This is a genomic window from Clostridium paraputrificum (assembly GCF_900447045.1).
Classification (GTDB): domain Bacteria; phylum Bacillota; class Clostridia; order Clostridiales; family Clostridiaceae; genus Clostridium; species Clostridium paraputrificum.
The window spans coordinates 333027-358303 of the sequence record NZ_UAWH01000014.1 but is presented as its reverse complement, the minus strand read 5'-3'; the positions used below and the strand labels follow the sequence as shown (position 1 = coordinate 358303).

The following is a 25277-nucleotide window of genomic DNA, read 5'->3' as shown; positions in this document are numbered from 1 at the left end:
TTTAATTAATACTATTATATACAGTTTTATCTATTCTAATGCTTTTTTTATATCCTCTACTATTAGCTCCTCTTTTAAATGATAACGCTCATATAGTTCATCTTTAGAAACCCCATTAGTAAATTCCTTATCAGCTCCAAAATTCAATACCTTAATATTTTTGTCACCATAGAATCTTGAAATCTTTTCACCAAATCCACCATTAATAACTCCATCTTCTAAAGTAATTACTAATTTATGTTCTTCCAGAAGTTCATATAATAACTTCTTATCTATACCACTTATAAATCTAGGATTTATTAAGGTAGCATTAACCCCTATTTCAGACTTTAATTTTTCTTTTACTTTTTTTCCAAGATGATAAAAATCTCCTAGCCCAATTATTGCTATATCTTTCCCACTTTCAACTTTTTTATAAGTATTTATATTATGAAAATCAGACTCTATAGAAATCCCAGTAGATACTACATTTATATTTGGAACACGTATTGCAACTGGATATTTCTCTTGCTCAATTCCCCATTCCATCATAGCTATATATTCTTCTTTATTAGTTGGTGCAAGATAGACTATATTAGGAATATTACTTATTAAAGGTATATCAAATATTCCAAGGTGAGTAACATCTCCCCCTGTTATTCCGCCACCATAAACCATTATTAATGCTGGATTATTATTTATGGCAAGATCTTGAGATAACTGATCATAAGTTCTTTGGATAAATGAGCTTAAAAATCCAACTACAGGTTTACCTCCTTGTGATGCTATTCCTGATGCAAGAGCAACTGCGTGCTCCTCTGCTATTCCAACATCTATAAATTGACTTTTAAATTTATTTCTAAAGTTCCCCAAGCTAACTGATGATGGGGTCCCAGCTGTTATTGCTACCACTTTAGGATCTTCACTTGCTTTTTTCATTAAAAACTCTTCAGTAATGTTCCTATAAGATTCTCCAAAACTTGGTTTATTTACTGGCTCTTTTGTTTCTAAATTAAAGGGACTAACCCAATGAAATGCCTCCTTGTTTTCTTCAGCATCCTTATATCCTTTTCCCTTAATTGTATGCATATGAATAACTACTGGATGATCTATATCCTTTACCTTCGAGAATGTATCAATTAATGATTCTATATCATTTCCATTATCAATATAATGATACTCAAATCCTAATGCCTTAAAGAAATTATTTTCAGCCTTTCCATTAGATTCACGTAGCAATTCTAAATTCTTGTAAAGCCCACCATAGTTTTCTGCTATAGACATATCATTATCATTAACTAAAATTATAATATTTTTCCTTGATGCAGCTGCATTATTTAATCCTTCATATGCTTCACCACCACTTAGAGAACCATCCCCTATAACAGCAATAATATTTTCTTTTCCACCCTTTATATCTCTTGCTTTTGCTAATCCACATGCTAAACTAACAGAAGTAGATGTATGACCTACTATAAAGAAATCATGTTCACTTTCACTAGGCTCAGTATAGCCTGTAACAGTTTTATATTCATCTGGATTAATGAATGCATTTTTTCTTCCTGTCAAAATTTTATGAGTATATGATTGATGAGATACATCATATACTATTTTATCTATTGGTGAATTAAATACATAGTGCATTGCTATTGTCGCTTCCACCATTCCTAGGTTAGGGCCAAAATGACCGCCAGTTGTGCTTACCTTTCTTATTAAAATCTCCCTTATCTCATTAGCTAAAGATGATAATTCATCCTTACTAAGAGATTTTAAATCTTTAGGTTCATTAATTTTATTTAAGACCATATTAAATTCCTCCTATGCTTTCCACTAGTATATTAATCAGTATACTTCTTGGAGTAAACTCTAAGTCAATATATTTTTTTCTTACATGTGTACATTCTATAAAAATAAACTTAAATAAATAGGAGTGTTCATATAAAATAAACACTCCTTCTATTTAAATTACTATATTAAGCTCCATAATGCTTGTACATTAGATGGTTCCCATCCTACTAATGATGTATGTCCTTGTCTACATGTATAATTTTTTCCATTATAACTTACTATATCACCTGTTTTATAGCTTACCCATGCTTCCCATGCTGGATAACTTGATGGTTTTTGTACAGAAACTGAAACTATATTAGAAGTTACTGTTTTACTACCATCACTTAAAACTACAGTATAATTATAATTTCCTTCTCCTTTTCCTGTTACATTGTAGCTTATATTTCTTAATGCACTACCTACAGTTAAACTACCAGTAGATATTACAGTATTTCCTTCTAATATCTGATAACTTGTTGCTGTATTATTTGCTGGTATTTGAATATTTAGGGTAAATGATCCACCGCTAACTTGTCCTGCAGTTAAAGAGGCTGCTTGTAAAGTGTTTTCTACTGGAGCTGATACTGTAACCTTTACTTCTGTGGATGTAACTTTACTACTACCATCACTTAAAACTACAGTATAATTATAAGTTCCACTCTCTTTACCTGTTATATCATAGTTTATAGTAATTGGTGTTTGACTTCCTGAATTCAATGTACCACTTGATATCACAGTATTTCCTTCTAATATTTGATAACTTGTTGCTGTATTATATGCTGGCACAATAGCTGTTAAAGTATACTTTCCATTAGAAACTGGTCCAGCTGTTAAACTAGCAGCTTTAAGTGTATTTTGTGTAGGAGGAGTTTCTGAACCATCTTTTATTAATCCATTAAACATTATTGTGTGCATTGGCCATCCACCCTTAACATCATCACCACTGCAATCCCAAACAATAAGACCGCCATAGCCATTGTCATTTATATAATTTATTCTATCTTGTAGAGAAGTTTCATCCTCATAAGTCAAGAATTGCTTGGTTGAAGAGTTATATAAATAAGGTACTTTAGCTATTGGATCTCTATATTTAACCCATCCAGCTGTTTTTTCAATATTTTTAATATCATACCAAGAGTATTGACCTCCAGTACCTAAGTTACCTGTGAAATTCTTATTTCCTGGTTGGAATAATCCATCTCCATTTGGACCTGGAGCTACATTTCCCCACCCTCTACTATATAGTGGTGAACCTGCGTACAATTTACTCTTAGGAACATTATATTCTTCTGAATAAATCTTCATTGCATCATCTGTGTCAAATTTAGGTCTTGTTGTATCTTCAGGGTTATGATATAAACCAGCTAAATGACCAGTTACATCATCCCAATCTCCAGCAAAATCATATGTCATAACTCCAATAGCATCTACATATTGAGCATATTGATCTGGCTCTGTATTGTGAATTTTTGACTCTCCTGCTGATACTGCAACTGTTAAAAGTTTATCCTTCATACCATTTTGATCAAATGTTTCTCTAATTGTTTTTAATAGCAAGGTAAAATTATGCTTGTCCTCTGGTCCACCAACGCTACCTCTATCATATTGATCTTCTGGAGCTCTAGTTTCTGTTGGGTACTCCCAATCTATGTCAATACCATCAATGAACGGATACTTTTTCATGGTATCAACCATGCTTTGTGCTAATGTCTTTCTATTTTGCTCTGTAGAAGCTGCTGCATGGAATTTATCACTCCTAGTCCAGCCACCAACTGCAATTACTATTTTTACATCTGGGTATTTTGATTTGTAATACTGATATTCTCCAAAATGTCCTGCTAACCCCTCTCCCCACTCTGGAGAATGTTTAAAATCTGCACATTCAAAATCTGCATAGGAATCTGTAGTTTGAATTTTAAAATCATTTGTTATTTCAAAGAAAGCATGATTTACCTGAGATACTTTATCCCAAGGAATGTCATCTACAGTTATATTTTGTTGTCCCGCCTCATACATTCCCCAACTTGGGAAATATGTGATAACTCTTTTGTTTGTAGCTGCTGAAGTTGTACTAGCAACAACTGCTTGGTCAGTATTCTCCTTTGCAGAAGTTGTTACTGTTCCTGATGTTAAACCTACACTTCCAACAACTAAAAATAGTGATAATAATAGACTTAGTCGTTTTTTCATTTTAACTCCCTCCAATTATTTTATTTTCTTTAAAGAAAATATGTATTAGACATTACTTATTAAAGCTTCCTTGAACTCCTTAATTTAATTATAATTCCATATTTTTACAGCATCAATGATATATAATAAGTAAATTCAGACAACTCTCCCCCTTTAGTAAACATTTACAACAATCTTTTAACTATAATAAAAAAAAAACCTTAGTTCATTTTGTTTAAATAAGTAACTAAAGGTTTTTTTATAAATAATTATTCTTTTAAAATATACTATTAAACAAGCCAGCCCCTTTAACAATCTCTTGTTCCATAAATAAACTTGAAACAGCTTGTTTATAATCTATAACTTTTTGAGCTTTCTTTATCTTTTTTGCATACTTCTTATTATCAGTAAACATATATATCATATACCCCCAAAGTTCTTTCATTCTAAACATTGCATTTTTATCATCATTAAAAAGTTCTATATAGTTATTAAAAATTTCATCATGGAAGGCTTTTAATGTATCTTTAGTAATAAAATCATTACCTTTAATATCTCCAATTAAACCTGGATTAGCTAAAACACCTCTACCAAGCATAACTTTGTCTACTTCTGGAAAACTATTAACTAATTTATTATAATCTTCAACTATAAAAATATCTCCATTATAACACACAGGGCTTTTACTTAATGATAGTGCATCCTTAAAAATCTCTAAGTTAGGCTTATTTCCATAAAAATCTTGCCTAGTTCTTGGATGGATTATTAATTCTTCTAAAGGATATTTGTTATATATCTCTATCAGTTTATAAAACTCCTCTGGAGTATCCTTTCCAATTCTAGTCTTTATTGAAATTTTCATATCTTCAATCTTGTATATTTCTTCTAAAAATTTGTCTAGTTCCTCTCTTAATGCAAGAAAACCTGAGCCTCTATTTTTTGAAACAACTGTCCCTGCTGGACATCCTAAATTTAAATTCACCTCATTATATCCTAATTGCTGTAACTTTCTAGCAGTAACAATGAATCCCTCAAAATCATTTGTAAGTATTTGAGGAACTATGTTCATTCCTTCATTATTTTCAGGTAAAATATCTCTTAACTCTTTTGTTTTAAGACTTCTGCTTTTATTGGGTACAATAAATGGCGTAAAGTATTTATCAATATTGTGAAAGAACTTCTCATAAGCATTTCTATATATATATCCAGTAATCCCCTCCATTGGGGCTAAATAAAATCTCATATAATAACTCCTTCTTAAACATTCTAAAAGTTATTATATCAGCCTTCTATCCTCTTATCTACTTAAATAACAAAGTGAATAATATATTTACTTTAATTTCATATCAAAAAATCCATAGCATTTTTGCTATGGATTTTAAAATTATCTTTTTTCTAATATTTCTTTAATCATTTCTATATTTTCTGTAAGATTACTTAAAACTAGAATTGCTTGTCCTAATTTGTCTTCACCTTTAACTAACTTATTTTTAATAAAAGTATTTTTTATTTCCTCAAATCTTTTCTTTTCTTCTTCAGTTATGCACCCAACTAACTCTTTCCATTTAAGCATATTAGCTTCTGCTCCTGAAGTTAATGTTTGAGCATCATTTTCATAGTTAATTAGAACTCTTTGGAATAATTCCTCATCATTCATTATAGCTACTACTTTCTCAGCTATCTTATTCATATTTCTATATGACCCTTGAAGCTTAAATCGTGGCTCTTTTCTATATTCATCGCTTTGAGCTGCTGAATGGATATACTCCATATTGACCTTTATTACTATATCTCTTACTTTCATTAACTTATTAAGAACACTTATATATTCATTTAGTTCATCTACTGAGTAATCATATTCAAGGGTTACATTTTCCCTTTCCACTCCATTAGCCATTTCAACAAGTCCATATAAATCCTTCTGATTAGTATTAGATAGCTTAGATAATATAGGATTTGAAGTTAAACAGTTTTCAATATAACTAAGTTTAAATGCTTCTTCATTTTCCATAAGCATATCCCCTAGGTTATATACATCTGCTCTATTAGCAAGCATATCTGGAATCTTAAATTTTTCTCCACTTTCAGTATAAGGATTTCCAGCCATAACAACAGCTACCTTTTTACCTCTTAAATCATAAGTTTCACCAATTCCATTATATACACCTTCAATTTTTCTTTGTCCATCACATAAAGAAATAAACTTTTGTAAAAACTCAGGATTACAGTGTTGTATATCATCTAAGTATATCATTACATTGTTACCCATTTTTAAGGCTATATTCAACTTTTTAAGTTCTTCTCTAGATCCTGTATTATTAGTTTTATCTGGATCTAATGAAGTTACATCATAACCTAATGATGGTCCATTTACCTTAACCAATATAATTCCAAGCCTACTTGCTATATATTCCATTAAGGTTGTTTTACCATATCCAGGTGGAGAAAGAAGTAATAATAATCCCATTGAATCTGTTCTTTTATTCTCTCCAACAACACCAATTTGTTTTGCTAGATTATCACCAATTAAAGGCAAGTACACCTTATCTATCAATTGATTTCTTACAAAAGAAGTAAGTACTTGTGGCTTATATTCATCTAAATGAATTTTATCCTTAAAGTTTTTAATAAGACCCTTCTTTATATCTTGGAACTCAATAAACTCTTTAACACAAATCTCACCAAAATACTTTAACTTATTCATAAATTTTGTATAAGATAGAATATATTTACCACTTTCTATTACAGAATGACTTCCTATAAGGCCTTCTATATTTACTTTTGAATCAACATATATAACCCTTCCAAAACTTCTATCACCATTCATTAATAAAATAATTACTTCCTTAAGCAATCCTTCTATTTCATAGTCATCTAAGTTTTCAAATATAGTAGCATTAATGTCTCTTAGTTCTTTATTATCATCTATAACACTTTCTTTATAAGCATTAATACATTCCTTTATGAAATAGTAAAGCCCTTCTATATCTACTTTACTCTCTTCTATGGATGCTAAAAATTCACTTAACAATCCCTTTCCTTTTAGGTAGTTAATAAATCCATCATATATACTCTTACCCTCTTTACTAACTACAAAGTCTTCTCCTCTCATAATTTCCAAGCAGAGGTATTCAGATGCTTCTTTTACACATCTCTTATGGAATAGATTAAACTTATTATTTTCTTCTTCAATCTTTTCAGACACATATGGAATATAACTATCTAAATTAGGAGAAGAATTAAAATACAAACTAACTTTTGATAATTCTTTTAACCTCTTTCTTAACAAATCCTTTGTATCTTTTTTAGCTAAAGAACTCCAGAATAACCTTGCTAATGCCCTACTTTCACTACTATATATAAGTAAATCTATTTTATAATGCAACTCTAATAATGCCTTTAAAATTTTTGCCCCATCAATATCATGTACACCTTTAGTGTATCCTTCTTGATATCTTGGTTCCATAAATTTTTGCACCACTTTAATAAGTTGTCCTTCAGACATAGAATGTAATTTATCTAAAGACTCATTTTCACCTCTTTTTGCTGCATCAAAAACTAAATAAGCTAGGTACTCCCCCTTATACACTTCATTATTCTCAGATACTACACTTTGAGAGAATACATGATTATATTTGTTAATTCCTTTAATATCTACCTTCTCCCAAAAATCAGTTCCTGTAATATGATAATTTAGTCCATCTTCCTTTTGCACTATAGATAAATCAATAGGTTTGTTATTAACAGAGAAATAATGTTTCCCTAATTTAATAATATCTTTTCCATTTATATAAAGTTCTTGTCTATCCTTAAGTTGTCGGATAGCTTCCTCTTTTACTTTCCTTAATCTTGAAGTAATCTCATCACCTTTTACATTATCCCCAAGATCTTTCAAGCTAGAAATAATATCCCTAACCTTTTCTACCATTATATCTGTAGCCAGATATCCATTAATCTCATCTACAGTATTAAAACTTTTTAACCTATTACTTATTCCATTAAGTATACGTTCTGAAGAACCAAATAAAGAGAGTATTCTTTTATTTAACTTATCTAAAATTGTCTGCTTTTTACTTTCAAAGGCATTATATACTTCTTCTCTTTTTTCACTTAATTGAATAACATAATCATCAAATTCAGCAAACTTTCCTTCAAGTTCTTGAATCATAATCATAATTTTATTTAAATATTCATCACATTTATCTACTGTATCTGATATATCTAGATAGTTTACAACTGATTGACTAAGTAACTTTAACTGAGCATTAAACTGAGTTGTCATTTCACTTTTAGTAAGATCTCCAACTCTATTGCTTAGCCTAGCTTTACCATTATTAATTAAAGAAAATAATGAGGAAATTTTCTCTATTATTTGTGTAGTCATAGTGGGATCTTCAATTTTGAAGTTAGATATTATATCTATAAGAAGCTCTAATTCACTGGATGTTTCGTCCATCCTTTTTTCAAGCTCTCTACCCTCTTTAGATTTATTAACTTTATTTATTTCCAAAGCTAACTTATTAACATTTGTTTCATATGGCTTTAACCCCTCTGGAGCAACTAAAAATTCAACACATTTTTTTGAGAACTCTTCATACTTTTCCTTAACATTTACATCAAGAGAATTAACTATATTGAGATCTGCATATCTTAAGTCCTTAAGAGAAGAAATCCCTCCCCTTAAGTTTCTTATATCTGCTAATGCCTTAACATATTCATTAATTGAGTCAAAGGAACCATACTTTAGATTATTCAATAGTTCCTCTGCTCTTGTGCTAACTTCTTCAACCTGTTTTTTGGTAGAAGTTTTTATTCTCGTTACTTTTTCAAACTCGCCTATGGCAAAAGTAGCAGATTCCTTGATATTTATAAGTACCTCTTTTAAATTAAATATCTCTTCTTTATCTAACCAGAAATAAGAATCTATTATTCTTTCACTTTCTTTTACAATATCAACATATATACTTTGGTATCCTTCACCCTTTTGGATAAGCTTACATACCCCTTTGCAGTCAGCCATTGCATTAACTATATCCTTGTTTCCAATCTTAAATAACAAAGAATCTTTGTTTCCTTCAGTTACATAGTTCTTTCCAACATAAGGTGTTTGCCATATTTGTATAATATGATTTTTTCTTGGCTCACTTTCATTTTTGAAAATAATCATCTCGCCATTATTAAAATGAGAATATCCACTGCAAACAATTGGTGTATCAATTTTCTGTTCAATAATATTATATGAATAAATTAAGTACAACCCGCTATAAGTATTATAAAAAATATATTGATAATCCTCTCCATTAGTAGACGAAACTCTTTTATCAAAAATAGAATTCTCTGCTTCTACATCAAAAATCTTATACTCACCATTTTGAAGATAATATCCCTCTGGAAATATAATCCCATGGTTTCCTGGTAATAGAATACAAGTATCTTTTATAGAATCTATTCTAACAACATTTTTCAACTTATTATTGAAAATAAAATATCTATACTCTTCTTCCTTATATGGTTTAATTTTCAAAATTATAATTTGCTCTAAATCTGCATAGTATATTTCTGCATCATCAAGGGTTTGATCCATATACTCAACAGGCTCAGAATATATACCTTTACCTGTTGTGGTATTATCCTCTATTTTAATAGTTAAATCTCCTTCTAATGTTTCAACAAAAACCTTGTCCAATATTGAAACATGGGGATGAATACCACTTCTTTGATCATCTCTAGTGGCCTTAATAAATCTAAATTCACTTTTATTTTTAAATCTAATTTCATGCTCACTTCTACTATCAACATAAACTAACTTATTTCCTTCAATTACCCACTTAAATACTTTAATATCTGTAGGATCTTTTCCTGTTTGAAAAATCATATAGAAATAAGGCTCTGTTATAGTAAACTTAGCAAAAAAAGTATTTTTATAATATTTATATAGTTCATCAAAGTCATTAATAAAGTCTTTATCACTAATCAAATCAAAGGATTGTTTTACAAAACTCCTATTTTCATATTTATAAATTGAAAAAACATCACTTAGTTCCACTTTAGATTTAAGTCCAATATGAACGTTATATCCAAAAATAAAGTAATCTTCTACTGGAGCCATATCTCTTGGAATACAATTATTATCAGTAATTATTCTTTCACTACCAAGAACTTTTGTTTCAATAGAACCAAAAACACTTTTTCTTTCTTTATTAAGCTTTTCAACCCTCTCTTTTAAATCAGAACCTTTTTTTAAAAGACGATTTTTAATAACTTCATATGTTCCATTCTCCATATCTTCTTTACTATTATCATGGAAACTTTTATTTACGCCTTTTTCATCGATACTATTCAAAATTATTCTCCTTATTCGTTTATAATTTCTATAGTTTTTGCTGGTAAATTAGCTACCCCTGCTTTATTTACTGTATCTAATAATTTACTTAATGCAACTTTATCTTCTTTATCTGCATTCCCCATCATCTTATTAATAGCACCTGCTATTGAAAGATTCTTAATATCTTCCGAAGTTAAATTGAATCTACCAACAAATTCTTGTAATTGCTTCTTAAAATATTCAGGGTCACCAGTTATAAATGTCTCCTTAATATCTGTAAGAACATCACTATTTTCAACTAATCTATCATAAGATTTACCCTTTGAAATAGAACCAATTATTTGGTCAAAGAACATAGTCTCTCCACCGACAATATCAATTTTAGCTGTCTTAAGAGCTTCTCTAATAACTGAAGCTTGTGATTCTGCAATTTCCTTTTGTATATTAATATTAGCAAGTTGAATTTCCTTATCTTTTTCAAGTTTAAGTTTAAATTCTTCATGTCCTCTACCAACTTCGTCAAGAGCCTTCATGCTATTAGCTTTTTCTCTAATTCCTTCAGCTTCTGCCATGTATTTTTTCTTTAAGATATCAGCTTCAACTGTACCTTCTTTCTCCTTAACATCAACCATTGCAGTGTCACCCTTAACTTGTGCTATAGCCTTAGCCTCAATTGCCTTAGCCTCTGCACTTGCTTTAGCTTCAATAACCTTAGCTTCTGCAATACCTGAAGTAGACTCCTCTAATACATTAGCATCAACAAGAATCTTAATTGCTTCTGCTTCTTTTTGTGATGCTTTATATTTAGCATCTGCATCAATAATAGTTTTCTCTGCAATTTTTTCTGCTGCTTGTTTAGAAGCTTCTGCTGTTTTAACTTCAATAATAAGATTCTTTTCAGACTCTTCTTCTGCCTTCTTAATAGCTACAGCCTTTAATCTTTCTGCTTCTGCAATAGCTCTAGTATCCTTAATCTTTTCTTCTTCAATAACAGTATCTTTCTCTACAGCTACTCTCTCTCTTATAATTAGTTGAATATTTTTCTTTTCTACCTCAACTTCCTTTTCCTTAGCAATACTAGCAAGCTCTACAAGCTTTTCTTTATCTGTCTTTTCAAGTAATCTCTTCTTATCTACTCTTTCTGATTCAATAGCTTCTGTGCTTTCCTTAGATTTCAATGCAATTATAACTTGTCTTTCCTTATTTTGTTCTGCAACTTCAATTTCTTCATCTGCTTTAACCCTAGCCATTTCAGCCTTATATCTTTCTTCTTGTCTAACTTTTTCTGCTTCTGCCTCTTCCCTTGCATGAATAATAGCAATTTCTCTCTTCTGCTTTGCTTCTGCTTCTGCATTTTGTTTTTCAAGCTCTAATATAGCTTCTCTAGCAGATACATTTTGCTTCTTTATTGTCTTTTCCTTATCTTGTTCAATTTGATTTGCTAAAATAAGTTGTTGAGAAGTAAGCTCTGTAATTTTTTTAATACCTTCTGAATCTAAAATATTCTTACTGTTTAATAAATTAATATCAGTCTGTTCAAGATAATCAATAGCTGCATCATCAAGAACATAACCATTTAAATCTGTTCCTATTATTTGAAGAATTTCATCCTTAAAGGTTTCTCTTTCAGTATAAAGCTGTACAAAATCAAACTTTTTACCAACTGTCTTTAATGCTTCAGAAAATTTAGCATCAAAAAATTCCATTAAAGTTGCAGGATCAGATGCCTTTTTACAACCTAATAATTGAGCAACCTTAAGTACATCTTCCTTTGTTTGATTAACTCTAACGAAGAATGCAACTCTTATATCAGCTCTTAAATTATCCTTACATATTAATCCGTCTTTTCCTTCTCTAGCTATTTCAACTCTCTTGACTGAAATATCCATAACTTCATGTTTATGAATAATAGGAACTACAAAAATACCTCCAAAACATACAACCGGTCCACCTACACCATTTCTAACTATTACTTTACCTTGGTCTACTTTGTGATAAAATCTTGAAAATAACGCAAGTAAACCTATAATAATAACTAAAGCCGCCCCTACGCTAAACAATAAAACTTGTGTTGAATACGCCATATTATTCACTCCTTAATCTTTATAATATAATAAACATTTTTTTCATCATTTTTCTTTGTTACATAAGCCTCTTCACCTTTTATAAAGGTTTCATCTTCATCATATTGCTTAACATTTATTAATATTGAAGCCCCCTCCCTTTTTATTTCTCCTTGTCCTAATCTACCATCTTTAAGGTCACACATTAAGGTAACTATTTGTCCAATAATAGGTTCACCTTGATTCAACTCTTCTTGGTATACTTTCTTAAATATTTTTTTAAGAGGATTGGTTATTATCTTTGCAATTAATGAACTAACTATAAATGCAGGAATTAGCAATAAACCATTTGTTAAACCTCCTGGCGTTATTGGTAGTAAAAACATAAACATTGCTAAAATCCAAAAAACTAAAACTATTACACTGAAAACTAACATAAAAGGTAGTTCTGAAAGATTTAGAAATGCTAGAAATGCATGAAATGGGCCTATATCTGCTCCACCATCAATATCAAAATCCCCATCAATATCAAAGTCAAACAAATCAAAATCTATAACCCCTATTATTACAGTTAACCAATAAAATAAGACAAATCCTAATAAAAAAGTAGGTATAATATTTGCCCCTCTAAAAGCATTATCTAATAATTCACTCATTTTCCCCCTCCTTTACCCATATATAAATTTTACCATTGATATTTATTCCAAACAATCCATTTTATTGAATATATTACATTCATATAATAAAATAAAATGTAGCAGAAAATTTCTACTACATTTTATTTTTTATAATGTTTATCTCTTTTTACCGAAAATAAATATTGATATTACCGATAATAATGCACCAAGTAAAGCTAAACTTCCCTTTGATGAATCTCCAGTTTGAGTTGGTTTACTAGTATTATTACCTTCAGATCCACTACCATTATTTGTATCATTTCCTTGATTAGAATTGTTCCCCGTACCTACTAATTTAAGATTGTTATATGTTTCTTTTAAAGTTTTATAAGAATTGCTTACATCTTTTTCAGTAGAATAAATGTCTCTAACTACAGCATTTGCTTTTAACACTTCATTTTCTAAGTTATACCATGACTCTAAAGTATACTCTTCTTTATTTAAAGAATTTATTTCTTTTAACAAAGCATTTAACTCCTTAGCATCTAATAATGAAGAATATGCTTCTTCTAATTGAGCTATTAATTTCTTTAATGGAATTGTATTTATTTCAGATACTAAGTTAAGCTTTAATGCTATTTCATTATATCTCTCTGCTGTTACAATGGTATAATTATTTTCGTCAATATCCTTTACTAATTCTTTAGCATCATCTATTTCCTCTTTAGTTGCTAATCTGTCCTTATTAGTAAGTGTTATTTCTTTTATAGCAGCAAAATCTTTTCCATTAAATGTAGAAAGTGCTGTTATCCTAATAGCAGATGCTGTTATAGCTTCTTCAAAAATAATTGAATCATTAATTCCACTTTCAAATGTTCCAGTTTTTATTTCTTTCCATTGACCATTTACTTTTACATCTAGCTTGTAATCTTTAATTGTACCATTAGAATTTTTTCCACGTGATAATACATTTATAGTATCAAAACTTGTTTCATCTCCAAAATCTACTTGAATCCAGTGGTTACCTTCATGACTATCTCCCCCAACATAATTTGTATGCCACCAGCTTGATTCATTACCATCAATAGCTGTAGATGCTTGCCCATCTCCAGATGTTGCTGGCATTTCTGAACATGCACTTGCCTTCCAATTACTTCTATCTATTTCAATAATTTCAGATCCTTTAAATGGTTCGTACATAGACTTAGCCTCATCATAATAAATAGAACTATTTCTAAGTTCAATACCACCTAAAATTCCTTTAAAGCTATTATCTGCTACAACAATCTTACCTGATTCAATTGACTGATTAATTCTATTCTCATCATAAACTGAGTTTGATAATTCACCATCAATATAAATCTTAAGCATTCCATTTACTTCACGAACCGCTACAACTTGATGCAAATCACCATCATTAACCTTACCTACAAAACTACTGCTTGTAGATGTTGGAACATATTTATCAGTGCCAAAAATTCCATGAGCCTTCTCAATTACTGTAGTAACTTCAGATTTAGAATTTACCTTTAAATCTTTTACTTTAAATGATACATATCCTTCTTCATCAATTGATAATGATATATCATCTCCTTGAGATAATAAGTTTACATTATTTGATGTAGTTTTTACTGCCATGGAAATTGCAAAATCATTTGTTCCAGTAAAACTCTTATTATCTTCTAGTGTATAATCTTTATCTAAGTTTAATAAGAACATATCCAAATCTCCATTATATGACTTTTCTATATTTTCTCCATCTACTAGATTATTCCCACTAGTTACATTGGCAACTTTACCATTGCTATATGCTGGAATTTCTAAACTCTTTGTTATTTTATTTCCTACAGCATCTCTTTCACCAGTGATATTTAGTTTAGCTTTATCTACAATTCTATTTTTAGTAGTTATAACAACTGTTCTATAGTCATCTAATAGCTTAGTTTCTGTTATATTATTACCCTCTACGGAGTAAACCTCTTTACCATTCTCAACTCTTTCATTATATTTTACTGTGATTTCATTATTTCCAGTTACTTTTGCAGATATAATCTCTGCTCCTGTACTATCATTCTTGCCATATTGGAATATTCTTGTTTCGTAAGGTGCTAATTTAACAGTTAATGTATCCCCATAAGACACAGTGCTAGAATCTCCAACAACATATGGTAGTACTTGATTTCCTTTAATATCCTTTACAGACTTTGGAACACCTACCATATCAGTTAACTCTAAAGTATATTCTTTTTCTTCTTCTGTTGGATTTCTAAATGAAACTATTCCTTCATCTCCATCCCAGCACGAGTATCCATATACACCTTGTGTTGGACGTTCACCAAATAGCTTTGCCTTCTCCAATATATGAGAATTAGTTTCAGCAAATTCTAATGCATCTGCATTTACTTTCCACTTTTCATCATCCATTATAGACGGAGAATAATATAACTCCCAGAATGCTGTACCACGAACTGAATTTGAAAATAAAAAATCTCTAAAATCTTCTGTAGTTGCTGAACTTCCATCAGATACCCCATAAATAGGATCATGATTGTAAATATTCTTTAATGGAAATTGAACTTGATTTACTTTAAATAAGTTATAATACACATTGTCTCTATAAGTTATTTTTTGTTGATGTCTTTCACCAGTTCCAGCTTGTCCTGTATCTCCAGAGTCTTGAACCCAAATTGTGTTAACCCATTGTAATAGCCATGGGCTTAAGTTTACATAACAAGTTGCATTAATAAATAATCCTTTACCTTCTTCTGCACGACTTGCACGCATTTCTTCCCAAGCATCAGTCCATTTTTCCCAAAGATCAGTTGTATAGTACATATTGTTAGTACCACCAGTCATATGATCATGTTTTTGATTCGTACAAGGTCTAACAGCAAAACCATCTATCTTCCAGTAATCAACATCAAATCTCTTTTGATTATCAATAAACATAGATGTTAAATTCTTTACATATTTATCCGAACCTACACAAATATTAGTCCAGTAATCATTTTGAGCATAAGCTGTTCCACTTTCCTCCATATACTTTGCAAATCCTGAAAAATAATTATATCCTCCTTGAGGTCCAAGCCAAATTCCAAATTTTGATTGGAACTTATTTGTAAGCTCTGTAGATGTATACAATTCATTAGGGAACTTACTATTAAACTCCCAAAATCCAGTACGATTCATGCCTTCTCCTGACTGAGAACTCGAAATGTTTGGATTATACTTTTCATCTCTATAGTTGTTCCATCCATCATCTACAACATAAGAATCAACTGGCTCTACACCATTCTCAGTTAATCCTTTTTCTGAGCCATAGAAAGATTTTGCAATACTTTCATCAGTTATTTCAAGCATATTATCATACCAAGAATTATATTGCTTTCTAAACTCAGTTGGTGTAGCAATATCAGAAATATATTCGTAAAAATCAGTTTGCACTACGTCCGTATCTGTACCTTTAGCTGCTCCTACAACATTCTGCCAAGATACGAACTTCCCATCAGTTGTCAATTGATTATCTTCGGCTAACTTTTCAAATGTTTTACCAGAGTAATATCTTATTTGTATTTCATCATCTACTACATCTGTATCAGCTGCTGGGAATTCAGAACCAAAAAACATACCATTTGCATATATAGGTTGTCCAAGCATTAATTCATTCTTACCAATCCACATTGATGAAACATCTTTTAAATCTGGATGAGACCAAACTGTATCACTAATTTCATCTTCTAAAACAAATTTATCTAAATCAATATAATCAATTTGTGCTTTACTATTATCAGCTTTAATTTCTAGAAAAGATCTCATATAATTCTCATTACTTTTAAGAACTGTTACCATATCAATATTGTATTCGATTCCATTAAGTTTATAAGGTAAATATGAAATAGTAAGCTTTTTACCACTTTCAATATTTTCAATCTTTGTTGTTTCATTATCTATTGTTAACTCACTAGACTCAATCTTGCTATCATCTACTGTACTTTCTTCTTCCATATATTTGTCTGAATATAAATTTATCTCTGAAGCTGAAAACTCTTGAGTGTTTCCTAGTGAATCAGATAATTGATCAATTCTAATATATCTAGTTGTATACTCCTTATTAAAATTTCCATAAACTACATCTCCTACATTTTGTAGCTTACCCTCTTGATGTAGATTATAGTCTTCCCTTTTAAATTCGCCTTCACCAGCTTCCTTCCAGTTCACACCATCATCACTTACATATAGCTTGTACTTACCCATTGTTCCATTTATTCCATATGCGGCATCCTCGTACCCTGGACGTTTTAAATATGAAAAAGATGATACTTTCTTCTCTTCACCCAAATCAACTTTTAAAGAAATTGGATATCCTGTAATAGTATATTGATCAATGTAAGTATTAGCATCTCCATCAAATAAAAGCTTTACATTTTCTTGCAAAAATTCAGTATTAGAACTAGTTGTAAGAGTTGCATTCCATGATGTACGATCAATAACTTCAATTGGAACTTCTACATCAGTGTCTTCTTCGGGTTGTATAGTATTTATTATGAAATCTTCCGATCCCTTACCAGGAATCAATGTAGTATTAGCTCTATTATTTTCTATTAGATTAGTTAATACTTTACCATTATCTATAGAAAATTCTCTTTTGATATAATCATTACCTATACTTATTTTATCTTTCCCTATATTAGCAAAAACTTTTCTGTCTCTGCTTTCTATAGCATTTACCAAAACTGATGTATTAGAGAATACTATACTACAGCTTAAAGCTAATGAAATATACATCTTCAAAATTTTTTTTGATTTCATTATATAACCTCCATTATTTAATTTCCCCTTAAAATTTAAATTCATAACTCTATTCTCTATCCCCTCCTCTATATTCATTTTCCACCCACCAATTTAATTAACAAAATATAAATAAATATACATATTTTGTATAAACCATATTTATATGTTATATTAATTTTTGTATCTCTAAAACCCTTTTACTAATAATGATAAAAACTTTGCATAAAAGTGAAAAATATTAAAACATAACATTGCTATAATATAAAAATTAACCCTATTACACTGAAAACAATTAAAAAAGTTAACTCTACAAAATTTAGAAATACCAGAAATACATGAAATGATCCTATATCCACTCCATAATCTATTTCCTCTCTCTATATAAACTTTACCATTGATATTTTTTAATAATATATTTTATATTCCACTTCTCGTTATAAGAAAAAGTGGGTATATTAAAGTTTTTCACTTTAATATACCCACTCGAAAATTCTTATGCCACTGGTAGTAATAAACCTGATTTCTTTAATATTGGTCTTATTGCATTATAGATAATTACTACTAATATCACAGAAACAACTGCATTTACAAATGTAGTAACTGCACTTAATTTAGCCAAAATAGTAGCTGCATCCTGAGGTTGTCCCAATATATATTGCTTATAAAAGAATCCTACAACAGGATCTGCAACCACATTAAAGGCTAACCCTCCAACTGATGCAAGAAGACTCCACTTAAAAATATATTTTTTATCATTGCTATCCCCAATTTTCGCAATTCTATGTGCTATTAATCCTGTAATTAGTCCAATACATAATTTTAGAATAAATGTTTTAGGTGCTACTAATATATATACAGGATCTAATAAATCTGCAATTGTCATTCCTATTGCACCTGCAATACCTCCATACCATCCTCCAAGTAACAATGCTGCTAAAACACAAAATGCATTTCCAATATGAAGAGAAGTAGCATCTCCGCCTGGTACTGGAATTTTAATTTGTAAGTAAGTAAATGATACAAAACATAATGCTGCTAATAATGCTGTTTGTATTAGCTTTTTAAATCTGATTTCATTTTTCAAAATAATTGCCCCCTTTAAATTATAAAACTTATAATTCATTTTATAAATTTAAGGAAAATCAGTCAATTGTACCCATACATTTTAAAAATCACTTCCTGCTAAATATCCAGTTGAAAATGCTATTTGAAGATTATATCCACCAGTTTCAGCATCAACATTAATTACTTCTCCAGCAAAATAAAGATTTTTTATAAGTTTAGATTCCATTGTTGAGGCATTTATTTCTTTTACTGCTACTCCACCGCTAGTAACCATAGCTGCCTTAATGCTTAATGTTTCTATTGCTGTTAGTTTCATTTCTTTTATATAATTTACAAGTTTTATTTCATCTTCTTTTTTAAGTTCACTTGGCTTAGTTTCTGTTAGGTTAAGTAATCCAACTATTTCCTTCAAGAAATTACCTGGCAATAAGCCTTTTAAATTATTTAAAACTGTTTTATTTGTATTTTCCTTTATTAACTTTGAAATTTCATCTTTACTTTTATCTTGTACGAAATCTAAAGTAACTTCCACTTCTCCATTTTCTAAAGCTCTATTTATATATGAAGATAATTTTAAAACTCCAGGGCCTGATATTCCAAAGTGAGTAAATATCATATCTCCTATAATCTCATACTTTTTCTTTTTTACCTTGGCACTTAATACAACATTCTTCATTGATACCCCTTGAAGATTTTTTACAAAGCCTTCTTTTATTACTAAAGGCACTAACCCTGGATAAAGTGCATCTATTTTATGACCATATTTACTTAAAATATCATACATACTTCCATCAGATCCTGTTGCTGGCACACTCTTACCACCTGTTGATATAATTACTTTATCACCCAAAATCTTATTCCCATTAGATGTAACTATACCTCTTATTATATTATCTTCAACAATTAAATCTTCAACTTTAGTATCATACATAACCTTTACGTTACTTTTTTCTAAATTATCTATAAATAATCTAATAATGTCATCAGCTTTATCACTCTTTGTATAAACCTTATTATCATTATCATATTCTATTTTATATTCGAAATCATTTTCTTTAAGATACTCTAGTAAAGAATCATTACTAAAAGTATAAAAAGCACTATATAAAAACTTTTTATTTGTTACTACCTTATCAAAGAATTCATCTATACTTCTATTATTAGTGATATTACATCTACCACCACCTGTAAGTCTTAATTTCTTACCAATTTCATTATTTCTTTCTACTAATATTACTTCATTTGTTTTTGATGCAGTCAGTGCAGCCATAATACCAGCTGGACCTCCTCCAACAACAATAACCTTTGCCATAACATTACTCCTTACTTGCTTTTTTCTATACTATTATCATTTATTTTATCTGCAATTGCAATTATTCCCGCTCTTCTAAAACTTCCCATTCCACAATTCATTACTTCTTTATCATAATAATCGCATAGTTCTATAAAATCATTATCTATACTAATTTCATTAATCTTTTTGTTCACTTCTTGATAATTATATTGCCTATATAGGTGTAATAAATATAAGTGTGTCAAACTACCTAAACTCCTGCATTCAATAACTCTCATATTATTTGATATCAAAATATCAGATAATTCTTTTATATCATATGCCTTAATTTCATCTATACTTGTTAACTCACTAACATCATCATAATTAGCTTTATTGAAATACCCTGTTACCATCATATCTTTTACTGAAGGGTGAATTCTTCCAAACTTACTTAGACTGTAATTTAACCAAGTTGCCACCATACAGCTCTTACTTGATACAGTTAACATTACTTTTTTTCCAACTCTACAACTCTCTTTTATTACTTTATTAGAATTCTTACCAGAAAAAGATATTGCACCATCAAAACATAGAACTAAATCAAATTCATCTTCTTCGAAAAGACTAAGATCCACAGCATTTCCTTTAACAAATTTAATATTATCCATATCTTTTGATTTAAGTATCGCTTTATTTATCATATCTTGTGACAAATCAAAATGTGTTACTTCATATCCCATTTTTGAAAGTGGGATAGAAAAAGCTCCTGTTGCAGCCCCTATATCTAGTATCGTTCTTACTCCACCTAAATTTTCGTTAATAGCTTTCCATCTTAATAGTCTATTTACTTTCTCGTCATCATAATCATTTTCTTCAACTGTAGAAACCTTATCCCAAAACTCCTCATAATTACTATACATTATCTTTCCCCCTAATATATTTTCTCAAAAATACTTTTAGATATTATACTGCTATTTTATATAATAGAAAATAAAAACTGCATAACATTTCTACAAATCCTATTACAAGACTTAAAAATCTTCTTCTTTTCAAGTCTTGTAATAGGATTTTTTTGGCTTCATAACAAAACATACGGTGGACTAATATCATGAAACACATAATCGTTCCAATCCTTTATTGGAGCATTCATATCAAGTATACCATCAACAAAGCTTCCTGCAGAATTAAGAAATTTAATCTTTCTAACTATAGGTCCATCTTGAATAACTACGCACCTTTCTTTTTTATTTAATACACCTATCTGTACTTTACTTGGCCATTTGTCTGGAGAATAAACAGGTATTATTGCTCCTGACATATTAATTGCAAAATAACTTTCACCAAGTTGATTTCCCATAAAAATCACTCCTTATTCATTTATTCATATATTTAAAGCCTTAAAAGTTGTTTATTGTAAACTTTATAGTATAAAATAAATATATATTAGAAAATAAGGAGTACTTATTTATGAAAAAATTTAATTTAACACTTATTGCTATTTTAGTTTCTTTTTTTTTAGTTTCATGTACTGATACATCATCTAATGAGGAGACTAATACAAAAACAGAATCTGCATTTATTGAAAGTAATTTTATAAATCCAGACTTTAAAAATGTTATTATATCAAATTATAAACTTGCAGATGTTACACAAATAGAAGTTAATAATTTTAATTTAAGAAATGCAGAACTTTCATCTAAATATAAAAAAGATCTTTCAACAGCAATCAAATTTTCAAATAGTAACTCTCTAAACTTGACATTTCAATATTCAATAGATGACTACAAGAATGATTTATTAAATAATAAAACTGATTCTGCCTTATTAAATTCATTATCATCTGTAAAATCAAACCACTACTATACTGAAAGCGATTCTCTTAATGTAGATATAGAAATACCTTTAACATCACATGAAAATATTAGTAGTTTATTTAAAAACATTTCGTATAAAGCTTCAATTCAACAAATAGATCAAACCTTTAATTTTAAAGATTCTAAACTAAATGAATTTAGAAATTCATTTATAAAAGAAACTATCGATTATAATGTAATAAACGAATATGTGAGAAATTATTTTAATAATACTCTTCCATCAGATTCATTTATATTTTTTAATAAAATAGATGAAAACTATTTTGAATCATTTAGAATTGAAAATAATGTGGCATATTATAAACTTATATATAGTCCTAAAATATAAAATTATTAAATAATTATAATTTCGCTAAATCGAATTTTTGCGAAGAAATAAATACGAAGGTTTTAGAGTTGAATAGTAATTTATTTACTTTTATTCTTTTTTGTGTTAATTCTATAATGTAAAATTTATATACTATATTGAGAGGTGTAAAAATATATGAATAAAGTTAATCCGAAAAAGATTGATTCATCTAAATACTTTTATTTAATTTTTTTTATAGCTGTAATAATTAATGGGATAACTGATTGTTGGTTAAATATATATCCTATTCCCAAAACCTTTCCAATTTATTATATATATTTAATAATTAGCACAATAAAATTACTAGTAATATATTTTATTTTAAATACTATAATATTAAAAATAAGAAAAAAATCAAAGAATAATTAGTTTTATAATATAAGAAAAGAGTATTCCAGAAGGATACTCCTTTCTTATATTATATTTATTTTCTAATGACATCCACCTTGTGAGTGCATTGGATTAGTTAAACAATAATTTGGTTCCAAAGGCACTCTAGTTCCACATGTATTAGCAACAACTAATAAATCATACGCTACTGGAATAGCTGTAGCAAATGGAAGTTTGCTTGCAATAATTTTAGCCGCTTCATTAAAAGATGCTTTTTGTAATAAAGCCATAACTCCACCTGTAACAAAAGCTTTTTTAACCCCTTCTCCCCATTTAGACGTTAATTCATTAAATACACATGTCCTATCGAGAATAAAACCTCTGTCTTCTATTCTATTAGAAGAATTTTTTCCAGATAAATACTCATTTAATGCTACTGTAGCTTCTAACTCATCTAATAAAGGATCATTTCCATAAACTTCTCTTATTAAATCAAAGTCATAGCTAACTAGATATCCTTCTTCATCATAAATTCCTGCATCCTCAATCAAAAATCTAAGTATTTCCTCAACTTCCTTTACTTTTGCCTCATCAACCTCACTTACACTTTCAGTATTATTTGAAGCTTCTGTTGCATGAACTACTGTAGAAATGGCAAAAGTATTTAATAATAATACACTAATTAGCATACAAATAACTTTTTTCATAAATAAGCCTCCTATAATACATTCTATAATTGAATATTTTACCATATTAGGATTTTTTTCAAACAATAGTCTTTATTTTTGATGGACATTTATGGTAATTTATATATTAAATAGATAAAAATGTTTTTGTATGAAGGGGGAGAAATGAAAATAAAAACAAAAATAAAACCTGCTATCATCATTATATTAACAATATTATCAAAAGTATTTAATGACTTAACTAATAAGTGGCTAAATTTACCTGATGATTTAAAATTTAAAAATTTTTATCCTGATATAATATTTTTTCTGATTAGATATATTAAGCTAGCAGTTATATTTATTTTCTTATACTATTTATATTTAAAGCTTAGAGATAAATTTATTGAATCTTCAAAATAAAAGTAAATAAAAAAAGCCATTAAAACCAAGTTTTAATGGCTTTTTTTATTTACTTTTTAATGACATCCACCTTGTGAATGCATTGGATTAGTAGAACAGTAATTAGGTTTTTCAGTAGTCTTAGTTCCACATTTATTTGTAGCACGAGCTAAGTCTACTGCTATAACTCCTACTGATGTATAAGGAAGATTTTTCACTAAAAGTTTAGCTGCTTCTTTAAAAGATTGTTGCTTTAAAAAAGCGATGAGACTACTAGATGCAACTGAATCTAGTGTAGCTTCTCCCCATTTACTTGTTAAATAATTAAATACACATGTACTATCAATTACTAACGTTCTTTCTTCTATATTACTAGAATTTTTAGATGTTAGATATTCACTAAGTGCTAATGCTGATTCCAAATCATCTAATAATGGATCATTCCCATAAACTTCTCTAATTAATTCAAAATTATAGTTTTTCCAATCTCCTTCTTCTGTATAGATTGATGCATCCTGAACTAAAAATCTAATCATCTCTGCAACCTCTTCTACTTTAGCATCATCTAATACTTCTACATTTTCCTCATTATTATAAACTTCTGTTGCATGAGTTACTGTAGGAATTGTACAAGTATTTAATATTAATGCACTCATTAGAACACAAATAATTTTTTTTAATTTCATAAAATACCTCCTACAAAAATAAATTTTATGATTATTTCAACTCAAAATACATAATAATACAATTATTTCATTCTTTTGTATATATGGATATTTTTTAACTTTTTATATATTTTCTATTATTCACTTACAAATAATAAGTAACTTAAAATTATTACTAAAATAGGTGTTATTGCTAAATTTATATATACTTTTTTATTATATATTTCTATAAGTTAGAGTTAAATACACACATAATTCTAAATAAGTTAATTCAATACATCTAATATCCTCATATTCTTTTTTTAAAAAAATTATTTCTGATCTGCTCTGTAGCACTTATAATTTTTTTAATCTCCACCTTAATTTTATTTAGTTTCTTTTAGTAGAAGTAGAATATATAGTCTCTGTTATAATCTATGTAGTATTCTTTATATTTGTCTTACATCCTGCTTTTAACAAAAGCGTAATTAATATTATATTATCCCCTAACAACTTCGTTAAAAGTATCTTTAGTGAAAATTAAAACTAAATATTATAATAAAAATATGTGAAATTATAATATTTATTGAGGTGATTTTTATGATTCTAAAAAAATTAAAAGAAAAAATTTCTTTCAAAAAATTTATGAAAGGATTTATATTAACATTACTTTGTGGAATTCTTTCTTATTTCACTTTTGATCTTAATAAAACTTACTTAATTCTTTCCTTAACTGCTTTTCCTCTACTTGGAGGGATATTCTATTCACTATTCAATGATATGTTATACTTAACTTAAATACTTCTTAAATATTTGCTTTATAGCAGTTCTAAATAAAAGAGGTATTTTCACTTTTTTAATTGTTAAACTATTTCGTTAAATGGAATTTTTGCGAAGT

15 protein-coding genes are annotated in these 25277 nt (G+C 28.8%); 2 read left to right on the top strand and 13 right to left on the bottom strand.

Annotated elements, in window-relative coordinates; all coding sequences use genetic code 11:
* Positions 1-30: 30 nt before the first annotated feature.
* From DR024_RS06760 to DR024_RS06710, 11 genes are all read right to left on the bottom strand, one after another.
* Positions 31-1785, bottom strand: a complete 1755-nt coding sequence (locus DR024_RS06760; RefSeq protein WP_055254175.1) for a 1-deoxy-D-xylulose-5-phosphate synthase — start codon at positions 1783-1785, stop codon at positions 31-33.
* Between the two features lie 162 nt (positions 1786-1947).
* Positions 1948-3999 (bottom strand): glycosyl hydrolase family 18 protein, encoded by a 2052-nt coding sequence (locus DR024_RS06755; RefSeq protein ID WP_051195986.1) that lies wholly within the window; start codon positions 3997-3999, stop codon positions 1948-1950.
* A gap of 256 nt (positions 4000-4255) precedes the next feature.
* On the bottom strand, positions 4256-5221 hold the full coding sequence (locus tag DR024_RS06750; protein ID WP_055254176.1) for a tRNA dihydrouridine synthase: 966 nt from the start codon (positions 5219-5221) through the stop codon (positions 4256-4258).
* A 141-nt stretch (positions 5222-5362) separates the two neighbouring features.
* Positions 5363-10321 carry a DNA repair ATPase gene (locus DR024_RS06745; RefSeq protein ID WP_055254178.1) on the bottom strand — a complete coding sequence of 1653 codons (4959 nt, stop codon included), beginning with the start codon at positions 10319-10321 and terminating at the stop codon, positions 5363-5365.
* A gap of 11 nt (positions 10322-10332) precedes the next feature.
* Entirely contained in the window at positions 10333-12387 is a 2055-nt protein-coding gene (locus DR024_RS06740) for a flotillin family protein (protein WP_034866520.1), read from the bottom strand.
* Between the two features lie 5 nt (positions 12388-12392).
* Positions 12393-13022 carry an OB-fold-containig protein gene (locus DR024_RS06735; RefSeq protein ID WP_027098699.1) on the bottom strand — a complete coding sequence of 210 codons (630 nt, stop codon included), beginning with the start codon at positions 13020-13022 and terminating at the stop codon, positions 12393-12395.
* Between the two features lie 138 nt (positions 13023-13160).
* Positions 13161-17792 carry a discoidin domain-containing protein gene (locus DR024_RS06730; RefSeq protein WP_111918826.1) on the bottom strand — a complete coding sequence of 1544 codons (4632 nt, stop codon included), beginning with the start codon at positions 17790-17792 and terminating at the stop codon, positions 13161-13163.
* A 475-nt stretch (positions 17793-18267) separates the two neighbouring features.
* Complete coding sequence (locus tag DR024_RS06725) at positions 18268-18858, bottom strand: ECF transporter S component (RefSeq protein ID WP_027098700.1); 591 nt, start codon at positions 18856-18858, stop codon at positions 18268-18270.
* An 81-nt stretch (positions 18859-18939) separates the two neighbouring features.
* On the bottom strand, positions 18940-20151 hold the full coding sequence (locus DR024_RS06720) for a BaiN/RdsA family NAD(P)/FAD-dependent oxidoreductase (protein ID WP_027098701.1): 1212 nt from the start codon (positions 20149-20151) through the stop codon (positions 18940-18942).
* Between the two features lie 11 nt (positions 20152-20162).
* On the bottom strand, positions 20163-21035 hold the full coding sequence (locus DR024_RS06715) for a class I SAM-dependent DNA methyltransferase (RefSeq protein WP_027098702.1): 873 nt from the start codon (positions 21033-21035) through the stop codon (positions 20163-20165).
* 158 nt (positions 21036-21193) lie between these two features.
* On the bottom strand, positions 21194-21472 hold the full coding sequence (locus DR024_RS06710) for a hypothetical protein (RefSeq protein ID WP_051195990.1): 279 nt from the start codon (positions 21470-21472) through the stop codon (positions 21194-21196).
* A 110-nt stretch (positions 21473-21582) separates the two neighbouring features.
* On the opposite strand from DR024_RS06710, the gene DR024_RS06705 reads away from it, so the two are divergent.
* Positions 21583-22317 carry a hypothetical protein gene (locus tag DR024_RS06705; RefSeq protein WP_111918378.1) on the top strand — a complete coding sequence of 245 codons (735 nt, stop codon included), beginning with the start codon at positions 21583-21585 and terminating at the stop codon, positions 22315-22317.
* 452 nt (positions 22318-22769) lie between these two features.
* Here DR024_RS06705 and DR024_RS06695 read toward each other — a convergent pair whose 3' ends face one another.
* The gene (locus DR024_RS06695; protein ID WP_055183993.1) at positions 22770-23375 is read right to left on the bottom strand and encodes a hypothetical protein; all 606 of its coding nucleotides are present in this window, start codon (positions 23373-23375) and stop codon (positions 22770-22772) included.
* Positions 23376-23519: 144 nt separating this feature from the next.
* Between DR024_RS06695 and DR024_RS06690 the strand changes: the two genes are divergently transcribed.
* Positions 23520-23756 (top strand): hypothetical protein, encoded by a 237-nt coding sequence (locus DR024_RS06690; protein ID WP_027098706.1) that lies wholly within the window; start codon positions 23520-23522, stop codon positions 23754-23756.
* Between the two features lie 56 nt (positions 23757-23812).
* Here the strand turns inward: DR024_RS06690 and DR024_RS06685 are convergent, their stop codons facing one another.
* Positions 23813-24421 carry a hypothetical protein gene (locus DR024_RS06685; protein ID WP_027098707.1) on the bottom strand — a complete coding sequence of 203 codons (609 nt, stop codon included), beginning with the start codon at positions 24419-24421 and terminating at the stop codon, positions 23813-23815.
* Positions 24422-25277 lie beyond the last annotated feature (856 nt).